This is a genomic window from Micromonospora fiedleri (genome assembly GCF_016774385.1).
In the GTDB taxonomy this organism is placed as follows: Bacteria; Actinomycetota; Actinomycetes; order Mycobacteriales; family Micromonosporaceae; genus Micromonospora; species Micromonospora gifhornensis.
Map to the genome: position 1 here is coordinate 568,353 of NZ_JAETXL010000006.1, position 17,542 is coordinate 585,894.

The 17,542-nt window shown below is 70.6% G+C and carries 5 protein-coding genes; all 5 read left to right on the top strand.

Going from position 1 to position 17,542, the window contains the following annotated elements:
- Nucleotides 1-203 precede the first annotated feature (203 nt).
- A complete protein-coding gene (locus JMF97_RS19625) occupies nt 204-13,748 on the top strand; it encodes a non-ribosomal peptide synthetase (protein ID WP_203222849.1) in 13,545 nt (4,514 codons plus the stop codon).
- Nucleotides 13,749-13,782: 34 nt separating this feature from the next.
- Nucleotides 13,783-13,989 (top strand): MbtH family protein, encoded by a 207-nt coding sequence (locus JMF97_RS19630; protein WP_013734734.1) that lies wholly within the window; start codon nt 13,783-13,785, stop codon nt 13,987-13,989.
- A 296-nt stretch (nt 13,990-14,285) separates the two neighbouring features.
- The gene (locus tag JMF97_RS19635; RefSeq protein ID WP_203222850.1) at nt 14,286-15,302 is read left to right on the top strand and encodes an asparagine synthetase A; all 1,017 of its coding nucleotides are present in this window, start codon (nt 14,286-14,288) and stop codon (nt 15,300-15,302) included.
- Nucleotides 15,299-16,618, top strand: a complete 1,320-nt coding sequence (locus JMF97_RS19640; protein ID WP_203222851.1) for a glutamate synthase-related protein — start codon at nt 15,299-15,301, stop codon at nt 16,616-16,618. Before JMF97_RS19635 ends, JMF97_RS19640 begins: the two co-directional genes overlap by 4 nt.
- The gene (locus JMF97_RS19645; protein ID WP_307816996.1) at nt 16,552-17,538 is read left to right on the top strand and encodes a 3-oxoacyl-[acyl-carrier-protein] synthase III C-terminal domain-containing protein; all 987 of its coding nucleotides are present in this window, start codon (nt 16,552-16,554) and stop codon (nt 17,536-17,538) included. Before JMF97_RS19640 ends, JMF97_RS19645 begins: the two co-directional genes overlap by 67 nt.
- The last annotated feature ends 4 nt before the right edge of the window (nt 17,539-17,542 follow it).

Consider the following 17,542-nt stretch of genomic DNA (forward strand, 5'->3'; position numbering starts at 1 on the left):
GAGCATCCTGCCGCGCCGACTGCCGCTGCCCCGGTGGTGTGCTGACTAGCCTGATGTCAGCGCACCGCCGGGGCTTTTTCCTTCCGGCGGGCCCTCTCCGCCGGCAGTCGACGGCCGGACGCGGCACCAGTTCCGTCCACTTTGGAGTTAGACACGCGACCGTCCGGGGCCCACCCCGTCCGCAAACCGCAGGAGGAAGTGCAATGCCATCGATCGATTACGCGGAACCGGTTGTCCAGGCCGGGCCGGGCCGCGACGACCGTCGGGCGAGCACGGTCCTCAACGGCGGGCCGCTCACCGGGCCGGTCGTCGGCGTGTCGCAGGCGTTCGCGCAGCGGGTCGCCGTCGACCCGGACCGCCCGGCCCTGGTCGCCGGGGCGACCCGCCTCAGCTACGCGGAGTTGAACGCGGCTGTCGCACTGCGCGCCGAACTGTTGCACGCCGAGGGTGCCGGACCTGGCCGGCTGGTGACCGTCTGCCGGGCCCGCAGTGTGGAGGCGATCGTCTCGGTCCTGGCCGTGCTGCGTACCGGGGCCGCGTACCTGCCGCTGGACCCGGCCGCGCCGGACGCCCGCAACGAGGCGATCCTCGCCGACGCCTGCGCGGGGACGCCGCCGGCCCTGGCCCAGGTGATCGCGCAGGGCGAGGTGGTGCTCAGCGGGGCAGGCGTGCCAGCCGGTACGGCCTACGTCATCTACACCTCCGGTTCCACCGGAACGCCCAACGGCGTCCTCGTCGGACAGGCCGCCCTGGCACACTTCGTCGCCGGAGCGACCTGCCGGTACGGTGTCACCGCCGACGACCGGATGCTCCAGTTCGCCCCCCTGCACTTCGACGCCAGCGTCGAGGAGATCTTCCTGACCCTCACCGCCGGCGGCACACTCGTGCTGCGCGACGACGACATGCTCGACGTACCGGCGCTGCTGGCCGGTTGTGTCCGCCACGGGATCACCGTTCTGGACCTGCCGACGGCGTACTGGCACGAGCTGGCGTACGCGCTCGCCACCGGGGTCGCCGAACTACCCCCGACCCTCCAGACCGTGATCATCGGTGGTGAGGCGGCGCTACCCGAGCGGGTGGCCCGCTGGCGGCAGGCCGTCGGCGACCGGGTACGGCTGCTCAACACGTACGGGCCGACCGAGGCGACCGTGGTCGCGACGGTGGCCGACCTGTCCGGGCACGACGACGCCGACGAGGTTCCGATCGGGCTGCCCCTGCCCGGGGTGCGGGCGGCCGTCGTCGACGGTGAGCTGTGGCTGCTCGGCGGCGCGCTCGCCGACGGCTACCTGGGCCGTCCGGAGTTGACCGCCCACCGGTTCACCACCCTCGGCGGGCAGCCCGCCTACCGCACCGGTGACCGGGTCCGGGTCCGGGACGACGGTCAACTGGACTACCTGGGCCGCCTCGACGACGAAGTCAAGATCAACGGGCACCGGATCGATCCGGCGGCCGTCGAGTCGGTCCTGCTCGGCCTCGACGGGGTACGCGAATGCGCCGTCGTCGCCCAGGACCTCGGCAACGGCATGAAGCGCCTGGTGGCGTACGTGGCCGGCACGGTCAGCGCGGACGAGGTCCGCGGCTATCTCGCGCAGCGGCTGCCCGCCGCTGCGGTGCCCGGCGTGGTCCGGCTCGTGGGTGCCCTGCCCCGCAGCAGCACCGGCAAGATCGACCGGAGCACGCTGCGGGCCACTCCGGCGTCCGGGCCGGGTGGCCCCACTCCCGCCGAGCCGTACGCCGGCTCGGGGTCGGCCGAGTACCTGCCCGAGCCCGGCGAGGAACTCATCCCGCTGTCCTACTCCCAACACCGGCTGTGGTTCCTCCACGCCATGGAGGGCCCGTCGGCGACGTACAACATGCCGCTGGTGATCGAACTGGACGGGGTGCCGGACCAGCAGGCGCTGGCCGCTGCGCTGACCGACCTGGTGACCCGGCACGAGGTGCTGCGCACCGTGTACCCCTCGGTCGACGGCACACCCGTCCAGCGGATCCTCGACGACCCCGACCCCCGGCTGCTGGTCGTGCAGGACTGCCATGGCGACGACGTCGACACCCGGTTGGCCGAGTTCATCGACGGTACCTTCGACATCGCGACGCAGTCGCCACTGCGGTCCCTACTGCTCGTCGACACGCCGCAGCGCTCGGTGCTGGTGGTGCTGATGCACCACATCGCCACCGACGGCTGGTCACTGGCCCCGATGCTGCGCGACCTGGAGATCGCCTACCGGGCCCGCCTGGCCGGAACGGAACCGGACTTCGAGCCGCTGCCCGTCCAGTACGCCGACTACGCCCTCTGGCAGCGGGAACTGCTCGGTGACGCCGACCAGCCGGAGAGCCTGATGGCGCGGCACCTGTCCTGGTGGCGCGAAACCCTCGCCGATCTGCCGGCTGTGCTCGATCTGCCACTGGACCGGCCCCGCCCGGTCGAGTTCGGCCACCGGGGCGCCTCGCTGTGCGCGGTCCTCGACGCCGACACCCACCAGCGCCTGCGCAACCTCGGCGACACCCACCAGGCCAGCGCGTTCATGCTCTTCCACGCCGCGCTCGCGGCCACCCTCACGCAGCTCGGCGTCGGCCCTGACGTGCCGGTCGGTACCCCCGTCGCCGGACGCGGCGACGAGGCGCTGCACGACCTCATCGGCTTCTTCGTCAACACCGCCGTCCTGCGCACCGACCTCTCCGACGACCCCAGCTTCGCCGACCTGCTCGTCCGGGTACGCGACAACAATCTCGCCGCGTACGCGCACGCCGAGGTCCCGTTCGACCTGCTGGTGGAGCGACTCAACCCGGTCCGGTCGCTGGCGCACCATCCGTTCTTCCAGGTGATGCTGACCGTCAACACGTCCACCCCGGACCAGCTGCGGATCCTCGACCTCGACGGCCGGATCGCCCCGGCCGGCCTCGACACCGCCAAGTTCGACCTCAGCTTCTCCTGCATCGCCACCGCCGACGACGCCGAGGTCGAAATCTGGCTCCAGTACGACGTGGACCTGTTCGACGCCGACACCGCGGCCCTGATGCTGGAGACGTACCTGCGGCTGCTGCGGGCCGCCACCACCGACCCGAGCACCCCGGTCAGCACCCTCGACGTGCTCACCGCCGCCGAGCAGGCGGGCCTGGACGAGCGGCGCCTCGCCGCCCGTACCCGCCCGGTCGGGGTCCCCGCATTCGTCGGCGGGCACGACGGCTCTCCCCGTACCCCGGTCCTGTGTGACCTGTTCGCCGAGGTGCTGAGCCTGCCCACGGTGGCCCCGGGCGACGACTTCTTCGCCCTCGGTGGACACTCCATGCTCGCGATCCGGCTGGTCAACCGGATCCGGTCGGTACTCGATGTCGAGGTCGGCATCCGCGACATCTTCCTCGCCCCCTCCCCTGCCGCGCTGGGCCACCGGATCGGCGAGCTGACCGCTCGGGAGCGGCTCGCGCTGGTGGCCGCGGCGCCGACCGAGCGGTTGCCGTTGTCGTACGCGCAGCACCGGCTGTGGTTCATCAACGAGCTCAACGGCCCCAGCGCCATCTACAACATCCCCGTCGCGATCCAACTCGACAACGACCTCGACGCGGAGGTTCTGGTCGCCGCCCTGGCCGACGTCATCCACCGCCAGGAGGCGCTGCGTACCGTTTTCCGCACCGTCGACGGCGAGCCCTACCAGGTCGTCCTCGACAACCCCGCTTCAGGGCTGACCGTCCTCGACCTCACCGCCGATGAGGTACCCGCAGCCGTCGAAGCCGCCGTCGGACATGTCTTCGACCTGAGTGCCGACCCGATGCTGAAGACCTGGCTGCTGCGCCCCGCCGACGCCGCCCAGGTGTTGGTCGTGGTCCTGCACCACATCGCCGGGGACGGCTCCTCCATGGCTCCCCTGCTGCGTGACATCACCACCGCCTACCAGGCGCGCCTAGCAGGCCGCACGCCCGACTGGACCCCACTGCCGGTCACCTACACCGACTACACCCTCTGGCAACGCGACCTCCTCGGCGACGCCGACGACCCCGACAGCCTGCTGAATCGGCAGTTGACCTTCTGGCGGGAGACGTTGACCGGGGCCCCCCAGGTCATCGACCTGCCCGCCGACCGGCCCCGCCCGGCCCAGGCGAGCCACCGCGGGGGTGCGGTGCCGTTCCGGCTCGACGCGGACCTGCACCGGGCCGTGCTGCGACTCGTCAATGGCAGTGGCACGACCATCTTCATGGTGTTGCAGGCCGCATTCGCCGCCCTGCTGTCCCGGATGGGTTCCGGCACCGACATCCCCATCGGCACCGTCGTCGCCGGACGCACCGACGAAGCCCTCGACAACCTCGTCGGCTTCTTCGTCAACACCCTCGTCCTACGCACCAACCTCACCGGCAACCCCACCTTCACCGAACTGCTCACCCGCGTCCGCGACACCGACCTCGCCGCCTACGACAACCAGGACCTCCCCTTCGAACGCCTCGTCGAAGAACTCAACCCCACCCGCACCACCGCACACCACCCCCTGTTCCAGATCATGCTGATGGTCGGCAACACCGCCCAGCCCGATCCCGACGGATCGCCCTTCGTCGGTACGGAGATCCCCTTCGACATCGGCACCGTCAAGTTCGACCTGACCCTCTCCATCCGCGAACAGGTGGACACCAGCGGCGCCCCCGCCGGACTGAACGGCGCCCTCGAATACGCCACCGACCTGTTCGACGAGCACACCGCCGCGATGCTGGCCGACCGGTTCGCCCGGCTACTGACCGCCGCCGTGGCCGAACCGCGCCGACGCGTCAGCGAGTTCGACCTGCTCAGTGACGAGGAGCGTGACCAGCTCCTCGTCGCATACAACGACACCACCGTCCCGCCCACCCGGGGTTGCGTCCACGAAGCCTTCCAGGAGCAGGCCCGGCGCACCCCCGACCACACCGCCGTCACCTTCGGTGAACAACAACTCACCTACGCCGAAGTGAACCGACGCGCCAACAGGCTGGCCCACCGACTCGTCGCGGCCGGCGTCGCACCACAATCCACCGTCGGCGTCCTCATGCACCGTGGCGCCGACCTCGTCATCGCCAGCCTCGCCGTACTCAAGTGCGGAGCCGCCTACGTACCGGTCGGCACCACCCTGCCACCAGCTCGCGTACGCACCATCATGACCGACGCGAACGCCCCCGTACTCCTGGTCGACAGCCACGCCAGCACCAACCCCGCACTGGCCGAAGAACACACACACGGCACCGTCATCGTCCCCTTCGACAGCCCCACTGATGATCAGACCGGCAGTCGCGATGACGACCTGAACCTGCCGTTGGACGACCAGTCCCTGATGTACGTCATGTTCACCTCCGGCTCCACCGGTCGCCCCAAGGGCGTGGGTGTCACCCACCACAACGTTCGCGAACTCGTCAACGACCGCTGCTGGAACGCGGCACACCATCGGCGGATGCTGGTGCACTCCAACTACGGCTTCGACTCCTCCACCTACGAGATGTGGGTGCCGCTGTTGCTCGGCGGCGAACTCGTCATCGCGGCCGGGGAAGGCGCCGACCTGGCGGAGATCGCGCGCACCATCACCCGGTACGACGTCACCGCCGCCTACTTCACCATGGGCCTGTTCCACATCATGGCCGACGAGGGGCTGGACACCCTGGCCCGGTTGAAGGAGGTCTGGACCGGAGGTGACGTGGCCTCCCCCGCCGCCGTCGCGCGGGTGCTGGAACACTGCCCGGACACGGTGCTGGTGCACAGCTACGGCCCGACCGAGGTCACCTTCGCCTCCCACCAGCAGCGGTTCGACACCGACCGGGGCGAGTTCGGCGGGGTCCACCTGGGCCGGCCGCTGGACAACAACCGCACGTACGTGCTCGACGAGCGGCTGCGCCCGGTGCCCCTGGGCGGCACCGGCGAGCTGTACCTGGCCGGCGAGCAGGTCGCCCGCGGCTACCTCGGCCGGCCGGGACTGACCGCCGAACGCTTCGTCGCCGACCCGTTCGACCCGGCCGGTGGGCGGATGTACCGCACGGGTGACCTCGTCGCCTGGAGCGGCCGGGGTGAGCTGCGCTTCGTCGGCCGCGCGGACGGACAGGTCAAACTCCGCGGCTTCCGCATCGAACTCGCCGAGATCGAGGCCACCATCACCGCGGACCCGGCCATCGGTCAGGTCGCCGTGATCGTCCGCGAGGACCGGCCCGGCGACAAGCGGCTCGTCGCGTACATCGCGCCCGCTCACGGGGCAGCTGCCCGGACCGACGCCGACTGGGAGGCGGCCGTACGGCAACGAACCGCACGGACCCTGCCCGACTACATGGTCCCCTCGGCGGTGGTGGTCCTCGATCAGCTACCGGTCACCGTCAACGGCAAACTCGACCGCCGCGCCCTGCCCGCCCCCCAGCAGCAGCGCGTCGGCCGTGCCGCCCGCACCCCGAACGAAGAACTCATGTGCGACCTCTTCGCCGAGGTCCTCGGAGTTCCCACGGTCGGCATCGACGACGGCTTCTTCACTCTCGGCGGACACTCCCTGCTGGCCACCAAACTGGTGAACCGGATCCGGGCGGTCTTCGCAGCGGAGATCGGTGTCCGGGACGTCTTCCAGACGCCGACCCCGCTGGGACTTCTCGACCGGATCCGTGAGCTGGCCGGTACGCCCGTGCGGCCTGCGCTGGTGGCGTCCGCACCGGATGGCCCGGTGCCGTTGTCCTACGCGCAGCGCCGTCTCTGGTTCCTCGGGGAGCTCGACGGCCCGAGTGCGATCTACAACATCCCCGTCGCCATCCGACTGGACCAGGCAATCGACCCGGACGTCCTGGCGGCGGCCCTCGCCGACGTCGTCGAACGGCAGGAGGTGCTGCGCACCGTCTACCAGGTCACCGACGGCGAGCCCCATCAGGTCGTTCTCGACGGGGTACGCCCCGAGGTGACCGTGCGGGACCTGACCCCCGACGAGGTGTCGGCGGCGGTGGAGGCGGCGGCCGGACACGTCTTCGACCTGGCCACGCAGATCCCCGTACGGGTCTGGCTGCTGCGCCCGGCCGGTGCGCCCCAGGTGTTGGTGGTGGTCCTGCACCACATCGCCGGTGACGGCATGTCGATGGCACCGCTGCTGCGGGACCTGTCGACGGCCTACGCAGCGCGGACCGTGGGACAGCAACCGCAGTGGGCGCCCCTGCCGGTACGGTACGTCGACTACACCCTCTGGCAGCGGAATCTGCTCGGCGCGGCCGACGACCCGGACAGCCTCCTGGCCCGGCAGCTCGACTTCTGGCGGCACACCCTGGCCGGCGCACCGCAGGTGCTGGAGTTGCCCGCCGACCGGCCCCGCCCGGCGCGGGCCAGTCACCAGGGCGACGGCGTCCCATTCACTGTGGACCCGGCTACCCATGCCGCGCTGCGTCAGGTGGCCCGTGCCGCCGGCACGTCGATGTTCATGGTGATGCAGGCCGCCTTCGCGGTGCTGCTGTCCCGGATGGGCTCCGGCACCGACATCCCCATCGGCACTGTGGTGGCGGGTCGGGACGACGAGGCCCTCGACGACCTGGTCGGGTTCTTCGTCAACACCCTCGTGCTGCGGACCGATGTCTCCGGTGCCCCCACCTTCACCGAACTGCTGGCCCGGGTTCGGGAGACCGACCTGGCCGCATACGAGCACCAGGACATTCCCTTCGAGCGTCTCGTCGAGGAGCTCAACCCGGCCCGCACCACCGCGCATCACCCGCTGTTCCAGGTGATGCTGATGGTCCGGAACGCCGTCGGGGCCGATTCCGACGGATCCCCGTTCGCCGGCACCGAGGTCGGGTTCGAGGTGGGCACCGTCAAGTTCGACCTGACCCTCTCCGTCGCCGAACGGCAGGACCCCACCGGCGTCCCCGACGGGATGGACGGCATCCTCGAGTACGCCTCCGACCTCTTCGACACCGAGACGGTCCACGACCTCTGCGCCACCTTCATCCGGCTGCTCGGCGCATTCGCCACCGAACCCGACGCCCCCGTCGGGCGGCACGACCTGCTCACCGCCGACCAGCGTCACACCCTGCTGAACACCTTCAACGACACCGGGGTTTCCGCACCGGACCTGCGGGTCACCGAGGTGTTCGCCCACCAGGTCGCCGCCGGCCCGGACCGGATCGCGCTGATCGACGGCAACACCCGGATGACGTACGCCGAACTCGACATCGCCGCCGACCGGCTCGCCCGGCATCTCGTGACGGTCGGCGTACGGCGCGGGGACATCGTGGGTGTGCTGCTGGAGCGTGGCCTGCCGATGGCCGTCGCCGTCCTCGCCACGCTGCGCGCCGGTGCCGCGTACGCCCTGCTCGATCCGGAATTTCCGGACGCCCGGCTGACCGCCCTGGCCGACGACGCCGCACCGGCCGCGCTGGTCACCGCGAACGACCTGGCCGGTCGGCTCGGCACCGCGCGTCCCGCAGTCACCGTGCTGGTCGACGAGGCGGGCGCCGTCCCCGGTGTGCCACCTGCGGATGAGCCCGCCCTACCTGCCGGCGACCCCGGAGACCCGGCCTGCATCATGTTCACCTCCGGCTCCACCGGAACGCCCAAGGGGGCGCTCGCGTCCCACCGGGCCATCGTCGGAACCCTCACCGGCCAGGACTTCGTCGACTTCGGACCGGATCAGGTGTGGTTGCAGAGCGCGCCGGTCTCCTGGGACGCGTTCGCGCTTGACTTCTGGGGCCCGCTGCTGCACGGCGCCAGCTGCGTGCTGCACCCCGGCCAGCGGCCGGAGCCGGCCCGGATCGCCGAACTGGTCGCCCGCCACGGGATCACCACCATGTGGCTGTCGGCCGGGCTGTTCAACGTCATGCTCGACGAGTACCCCGACACGCTCGCCGCCGTCGGGCAGGTGATGACCGGCGGTGAGGCGCCCTCGGTGGAGCACCTGGCCCGGGCCCGCCGCCTGCTGCCCCGACAGCGCCTGATCCACGCGTACGGGCCGGTGGAGAGCATGATCTTCACCAACTGCCACCAGGTCCAGGCACCGCCTGACCATGCGCCGGTCCCGGTCGGTGCGCCACTTGTCAACCGCGCCTGCTACATCCTTGACGATGAGCTGCGGCCGGTCCCGGTCGGCGTCACCGGCGAGATCTATGTCGCCGGTACCGGGCTGGCCGACGGGTACCTGCGCCAGACCGCGCTGACCGCCGAGCGCTTCGTCGCCAACCCGTTCGATCCAGCCGGCGCCCGGATGTACCGCACCGGCGACCTGGCCCGCTGGACCCGCGATGGCGCGGTGGCGATCGTCGGACGGGCCGACGACCAGGTCAAGATCCGGGGATTCCGAGTCGAGCCCGGTGAGATCGCGGCGGTGCTCGCCCGACAGCCTGGCGTCGGCGGGGTGGCCGTGATCGTCCGTGAGGACCGGCCCGGCGACAAACGGCTCGTGGCGTACCTGACGCCCGCTGCGGAGGGGTCGGAGCTGGACGAGGGCGAGCTGCGCCGCGCCGCCGCCGAGACACTCCCCGCCCATCTGGTGCCGGCCGCCTTCGTGGTGCTGGAGCGGCTGCCGTTGGCCCCCAACGGCAAACTCGACCGTCGCGCCCTGCCCGCACCGCAATACGGCCGGAGCACCGGACGTGCCCCCCGTACTCCCAACGAGCACCTCATGTGCGACCTGTTCGCCGAGGCACTGGTAGTCCCCGCAGTCGGCGTCGACGACGGCTTCTTCGACCTCGGCGGACACTCACTGCTCGCCACCAAACTGGTGAACCGGATCCGGGTGGTCTTCCGCACCGAGATCGGGGTGCGGGACGTGTTCCAGGCTCCGACCCCGGCCGGACTGCTGCACCGCATCCGGGAGCTGGCCGGCACGCCCGTACGGCCCGCGCTGGTAGCAACCGAGTCGACCGGTCCGGTGCCGCTGTCGTACGCCCAGCACCGGCTCTGGTTCATCAACGAACTCAACGGCCCCAGCGCTGTCTACAACATCCCCGTCGCACTCCAACTGGACCACGACCTTGACGCGGACGTCCTGGCCGCCGCCCTGACCGACGTCCTGCACCGCCAGGACGCCTTGCGTACGGTCTTCCGCACCATCGACGGCGAACCCCACCAGGTCATCCTCGATGACCCCGGACCAGGACTGACCGTTCGGGACCTCACCCCCGACCAGCTACCCGCGGCCGTCGAGGCCGCTGTCGGACACGTCTTCGACCTCAGCACCGATCCGATGCTGAAGACCTGGCTTTTCCGACCCGCCGGCGCTCCCCAGGTGCTGGTCGTCGTCCTCCACCACATCGCCGGCGACGGCGCCTCCATGGCGCCCCTGCTGCGCGACCTCACCATCGCCTACCAGGCCCGCACCGCCGGCCACGCACCCGACTGGACTCCGCTGCCGGTCAGCTACACCGACTACACCCGCTGGCAACGCGATCTCCTCGGCGACGCGAACGCCCCCGACAGCCTGCTCGCCGGGCAACTCGACTACTGGCGCACCACCCTCGCCGACGCGCCGCAGGTACTGGACCTCCCGGCCGACCGGCCGAGGCCGGCCCGTGCCAGCCACCGTGGCGACGCCGTCCGGTTCACCCTGGACGCGGCCGGCCATGCGGCGCTGCTGCGGGTGGCCCGCACCACCGGTACGTCGGTGTTCATGGTGTTGCAGGCCGCGTTCGCCGCCCTGCTGTCCCGGATGGGTTCCGGCACCGACATCCCCATCGGCACCGTCGTCGCCGGACGCACCGACGAAGCCCTCGACAACCTCGTCGGCTTCTTCGTCAACACCCTCGTCCTACGCACCAACCTCACCGGCAACCCCACCTTCACCGAACTGCTCACCCGCGTCCGCGACACCGACCTCGCCGCCTACGACAACCAGGACCTCCCCTTCGAACGCCTCGTCGAAGAACTCAACCCCACCCGCACCACCGCACACCACCCCCTGTTCCAGATCATGCTGATGGTCAACAACACCGCTCCGACCGACACCACGGGTTCACCCTTCGCCGGCAGCGACATCCCGTTGGCCATCGGTACCGTCAAGTTCGACCTGACCCTGTCCGTCGGTGAGCTGACCGACGCCACCGGCGCACCCGCCGGACTCGACGGCGCCCTCGAATACGCCACCGACCTGTTCGACGAGCACACCGCCGCACTCCTCGCCGGACGACTCACCCGACTGCTGCACTCGGCCGTCGCCGACCCGGAACAGCGCGTCGGTGAACTGGACCTCCTCAGCGCTGAGGAACGCCACCAACTCCTCATCGCCTACAACGACACCACCGTCCCCGCCACCCGAGGCTGCGTCCACGAAGCCTTCCAGGAGCAGGCCCGGCGCACCCCCGACCACACCGCCGTCACCTTCGGCGAACAACAACTCACCTACGCCGAGCTGAACCGACGCGCCAACCTGCTGGCCCACCGTCTGATCGTGGCCGGCGTCACACCCCAGTCCACCGTCGGCGTCCTGATGCACCGGGGTGCGGACCTGATCGCGGCCAGCCTGGCGGTCCTCAAGTGCGGTGCGGCGTACGTGCCGGTCGGGACCACCCTCCCACCGGCCCGGGTACGCACGATCATGACGGACTCGGCGGCTCCGGTGCTGCTGGTCGACCGGCACGCCGAGACCAACCCGGCCCTGGACGCGGAGCGGGAGCACGGCACCGTGATCGTGCCCTTCGACGGCCCGACCGGTGGCCGCGACGACGACCTGAACCTGCTCCTGGACGACCGCTCGCTGATGTACGTCATGTTCACCTCCGGCTCCACCGGCCGGCCCAAGGGGGTCGGAGTCACCCACCACAACGTCCGCGAACTCGCCGCCGACCGGTGCTGGAACGCCGCCCACCACCGCCGGATGCTCGTCCACTCGAACTACGGCTTCGACTCCTCCACCTACGAGATGTGGGTACCACTACTCCTCGGCGGCGAACTCGTCATCGCCCCCGGAGAAGGCGCCGACCTGGCAGAACTAGCCGACACCATCACCCGGCACCAGATCACCGCCGCCTACTTCACCATGGGCCTGTTCCACATCATGGCCGACGAAGGACTCGACACCCTCGCCCGACTCGAAGAGGTCTGGACCGGCGGCGACACCGCCTCACCAGCCGCCATGCAGCGAGTCCTCGACCACTGCCCCAACACCGTCGTCGTCCACAGCTACGGCCCCACCGAAGTCACCTTCGCCTCACACCACCAGCGCTTCGACACCAACCGCAGCGAATTCCCCGGCATCCACCTGGGCCGTCCCCTCGACAACAACCGCACCTACGTCCTGGACGAACACCTCAACCCCGTACCCCCCGGCGCCACCGGCGAGCTCTATCTCGCCGGCGAGCAGGTCGCCCGCGGCTACCTCGGACGGCCGGGGCTGACCGCCGAGCGCTTCGTCGCCGACCCGTACGACCCCAACGGCGCTCGCATGTACCGCACCGGCGATCTCGTCGCCTGGACCAGCCAGGGACGGCTCCGCTTCATCGGTCGAGCCGACGGTCAGGTCAAGATCCGGGGCTTCCGCATCGAACCGGCCGAGATCGAAGCCACCATCGGCGAGGACCCCGGCATCGGGCAGGTCGCCGTCATCGTCCGCGAGGACCGGCCAGGCGACAAGCGACTCGTCGCTTACGTCGTCCCCACCCAGGCGGCCGCCCCACGCGACTGGGAGGCGACCGTACGTCAGCTCACCGCCCGCACGTTGCCCGACTTCATGGTGCCGAACGCGGTGGTGGTACTCGACCAACTCCCCGTCACCGCGAACGGCAAACTCGACCGGCGTGCCCTACCCGCCCCCCAGCAGGGACAACGCAGCGGACGAGCCCCCCGGACCCCCGACGAACACCTGATGTGCGGCCTGTTCGCCGAAACCCTCGACGTCGCAGCGGTCAGCGTCGACGACAACTTCTTCGAACTCGGCGGACACTCACTGCTCGCCACCAAGCTGGTCAGCCGGATCCGCGACACATTGGGCCTCGACATCCGGGTCCGCGACCTGTTCGACCGGCCGACCGCCGCCGGGCTGCTCGACGGCACGCGGCGCGGGGAAGCCTCCGAGGTCCTGGTGCCGCTGCAACCGTCCGGTGGACACCGCCCGCTGTTCTGTGTCCACCCCGGCGCCGGCATGAGCTGGTCGTACGCCGGACTCGCCCGGCACCTCGGCCCGGAGCAGCCGATCTACGGCCTCCAGACCCGGGCGCTGAGCCTGCCCGGCTACCGGGCCGCAGGAGTACCCGAGTTGGCCGAGGAGTACCTGGCGGAGATCCGTCGGGTGCAACCGCACGGCCCGTACCGGCTGCTCGGCTGGTCCTTCGGCGGGGTCGTCGCACACGCGATGGCCACTGTGCTGCAACAGACCGGCGAAGAGGTCGAACTGCTGGCCATGATGGACGCCTACCCGGTGTCCGTCGAGGAGGCGGCCCGGCCGCGCACCGAGCGCGAGACCATGCTGATGCTGCTCGGCGACGACGACGGAGAGACCGGTGAGCTGCCGGACGGGCTCCTCGACCGGTACGACCCGGCGGCGGTGGTCGAGGTCCTGCGCCGTCGCGACCCGGTGCTCGCCGGTTTCACCCCCGGCGAGGTCCACGCCCTGGTCCGGGCCGCAGTCAACCACGCCGACATCATGGCCGCGTACCGGCCCGGGATGGTCGCCGGTGACCTGCTGTTCTTCTCCGCCGGCCGTGCCGGCGTGGCCGACGGCCCGTCACCGAAACTGTGGGAAGAGCACTTCAGCGGCGTCATCGAGTGGCACGACGTGGCCACCACTCATCTTCGGATGACCGAACGGGAACCACTCGCGGAAATCGGCGAGAAGCTCGCCGCAAGACTTGCCGAATTGGCATAAGAGAACTCCGGAAACCTTCTAGAAGGGAAATGACATGGCGAATCCGTTCGACGACGAGAACGGCACGTTCCTGGTGCTGGTGAACGCCGAGGCCCAGCACAGCCTCTGGCCGGTCTTCGCCGCCGTACCCGGCGGCTGGCAGACGGCCTTCGGGCCGGCCGGCCGGGCGGAGTGCCTGGCGTACGTGGAGAGCTCCTGGACCGACATCCGACCGCGGAGCCTGGTGGCGCAGTACGCGTAAGGAAACGCCAGGTCAGATCACCTCCAGCGGCCCCTGCTCACCTCGTGAGCAGGGGCCGCTCAGTCGTGTCCACACGCCCGTCACTGCCGCTTCGACTGCCCACCTTTCTGCCCGTCCAACTACCGTCTGCCACCACCGGGCACTCCTATATTCGACGTGTGGGAAATAGCGCGACCGAATGGGTCGACCGCGAGCCGGTGCAAATCTCCGGTGCGTGATTCGCACACTTCGACACGTCTGCTGTCGGCGCTGCCGGCCGTCGTAACCAGGTACGAGCAAAGACCCCGGGAGGCGAGATGTACCAGGCAGAGCAAACGGTGGCGGTGAGAAAAGCCGCCGCCTACCCCGGTCTCCTCGGCGAGCACCTGATCGCCGAGAAGACCAGGGCCGCCATGGCGGTCCAGCAGGAGGCGTTGTACGCGGCGCGGGAGTTTCTGCGTGGTCAGGGCTTCACCGAGCTGCTGCCCCCGCTGATCGGGCCGGTCACCGACCCGGGTGCCCGGGGCGCCAAGGCACTCGATGTCGACTTCTACGGCCACACGTACAAGATCATGACGAGCGCGATCCTCTACAAGCAGGCGTCGCTGCGCGGTTTCCCGAAGCTGTTCTACATCGCCCCGAACATCCGGGTGGAACCGCCGGAGACCGTGGACACCGGCCGGCACCTGGTGGAGTTCCACCAGATCGACGTGGAGATCGCCGGTGGTACCCGCGAGGACGCGATGGACACCGCCGCCGGGCTGCTCACCCACGTCGTCGCGCACGTGTTCGACACCGTGCCGGACGTGCTGCGGCAGTTGGGCCGTGACCCCCTCGACTTCGCCGAACTGTTGACCGGCAAGTTCGACAGCTGCACCCACACCGAGGCGGTCCAGCGGTTGCGCGACCAGGGTCACCCGCAGAGCCCGGACGCCGAGATCAACTGGGCGGGTGAGGAGATCCTGTCCCGGGAGGCCGACCGGCCCTTCTTCATCACCGACTACCCCAAGGGATCGCGGGGCTTCTACGACCGGGAGAACCCCCAGGACCCGGGGGTGCTGCGCAACTTCGACCTGATCGCCCACGGCGGTTTCGGGGAGCTGGTCAGCGGCAGCGAGCGGGAGGCGGACTACGCCACCCTGGTGACCCGGATGCGGGAGAGCGGCGAGAACCCGGCCAAGTACGACTGGTACCTGCGGCTGATGCGCGAGGGCCTGCCGGCCAGCGCCGGCTTCGGCATGGGCTTGCAGCGCCTGGTCCGGTTCCTGACCGGTTTGGACGCACTCTGGCAGGTCAGCGCCTACCCGAAGCTTCCCGGCGTGGTATCGCCGTGAGCGCTGAGGGTGCAACGCAGCGGGGCGGGGTCTACGCGCCGGGGCTGCCCGAGGGGCTGATCCGGCAGCGGGCCCGCGAGGGTGTGGCCGCGGTGTTCCCGCCGGTCGACACGTACGGCCGGCGGCTGCACGGCGCCGGCGACGAGGAACTTTCCGGCCCCGACTCCGTCACCGACGACCTGGACCTGGCCCGCCTGGTGCCGCCGGTGTTCATGCCGCGGCGGCTGGAGAAGCTGATCGATCTGGGCCGGGAGCCGCTGCACGACGACGTGGACCTGGACACCGTCATCGGCGGCTTCCGCTCACCCCTGCCGGTGTACGTCTCGGCGTTCGGCTCGACCCGGGTCGCCTCCGGTGACGCGGGGATCGCGGCCAGCCGGCAGGCCGGCCGGCTCGGCATCCCGATGGTGATCGGCGAGAACATGGTGCCGGTCGGCGGGTACCGGCGGGCCGAGGCCGCACAGTCGCCGATCCTGGCCCGGCTGCGCGCCTACGCGCAGGAGTGCCCGCCCGGCGTCGGTGGTGTGGTGGTGCAGCAGAGCACCGAGGACGCCGACTCCGAGGTGTGGAACCTCGTCTACAGCGACACGTCGGTGCGCGAGCTGCGGGACTCGGGTCGGTTGGGCTTCGAACTCAAGACCGGTCAGGGCGCGAAGCCGGGCCTGGGCGGGATGACCGCGGTGGACGCCGAGGAAGCCGCCCGGCTGGCCGGTCAGTTCGCCGTCCGGGACGTACTCGGTCCGGATCGGTGGCTGCGCTGCGCCACCCCCGGCACCTTCACCGAGGAGATCCTGCGCCAGCAGGTCCGGTTCATGCGCAACAACTTCCCGCGGGCCCGGGTGTGGGTGAAGTTCCACCCCGGACGTGACGTCGCGCAGGCCGCGACCACCGCCTGGCAGGCCGGTAGTGACGCGGTGACCGTGGACGGCGCGCAGGGCGGCACCGGGTGGGCGCCTCGGGCGTTCCTCGACCAGGTCGGACTGCCGTTGGGCGAGTGCCTGCGCCGCATCGGCCACCCCCAGGGTTGTCTGCTGGCCACCGGCCGGATCTGGGAGGGCGGCCGGGCGGTACGCGCGTTGGCTTTGGGCGCCACCGCCGTCGGGCTGGGTCGCGCCGCGCTGCTCGCCGTCGACGAGGACCCCGAGAACGGGCTCATCCGCCTGGTCGAGGCCCTGGCGCTGGAGGCCCGGCTGCTGGTCAGCGCGGTCGGCAAGTATCGCGCCGACGCCCTGACGGCAGAGGACCTGTGGTGGCCGACAGCCGCCCCGACGGCCGCGTGGCCGGCGCGTACCGCACCGATCGGCAGTGCGGCATGACCGCGCTGTTGGACGTCGGATGCCACCTGCCGGCAGGCAGCGTGGACATCGGTGACATCTGCGTCGACGCCGACCCGAAACGCTTGTGGACCTACCGGCGCCTGTTCGGGCTGAAGAAGGTGCTCCGCGATCCCGGGCAGGACCTGCGACCGCTGCTGGTCGCGGCGGTCGATTCGCTGACGGAGTTGCGCGGCAACGAACACCGGGTCCGCTACGTGGTGCTGGGCCGGACCATCGTGCCGGCGGTCCGGGCCGGGGAGACCCTGCTGGAGGATGTCTGCGTCACGCTGGGCCTACCGAACGCGGTCGCGTTCACCCTGACCCAGCACGCCTGCGCCGCGGGTCTGCTCGCCGTGAATCTCGCCGGACGGCTACTCGCCGCAGACGGCGATCCGGATGCCCTGGCCCTGGTGCTCACCGGCGAGAAGGCCTTCGCCCCGATCCTGGAGACCATCCCGGAGAGCACCGTGATGGGCGAGGCCACCGCCGCTTGCCTGGTCACCGCGAACGGTGAACGGGACCGGCTGCTCGGCGTCGCCACCCGCACCCTGGGCCAGTTCGCCGAGTCGGTCCCACCGCAGCCCCTGCACCCGGACTTCGTCAAGGACCACAACGAGGTGCTGGCCGAGGTGATCCGCCAGGCGTGCCGCAACGCCGGGGTCGACGTCGATGACCTGGCACTGCTGCTGCCCCACAACGTCAACATGTTGTCCTGGTCGTGGACCTGCCGCCTGCTGGACGTGCCGCTGGAACGGGTCTACCTGGACAACATCGCGGTCACCGGGCACTGCTTCGGTGCCGATCCATTCATCAACTACGTCCATGCCCGCGCGGCCGACCGGCTGCGCCCGGGCGATCTGTACCTGATGGCCGCCGTCGGGCTCGGCGCGACGTTCACCGCCGCCGTACTGCGGCACTGACCCG

What these genes read in the sequence shown, in the direction of transcription:
- JMF97_RS19625 (WP_203222849.1), top strand. Translation starts at nt 204, where the DNA reads ATGCCATCGATCGATTACGCGGAACCGGTTGTCCAGGCCGGGCCGGGC.
- JMF97_RS19630 (WP_013734734.1), top strand. Translation starts at nt 13,783, where the DNA reads ATGGCGAATCCGTTCGACGACGAGAACGGCACGTTCCTGGTGCTGGTG.
- JMF97_RS19635 (WP_203222850.1), top strand. Translation starts at nt 14,286, where the DNA reads ATGTACCAGGCAGAGCAAACGGTGGCGGTGAGAAAAGCCGCCGCCTAC.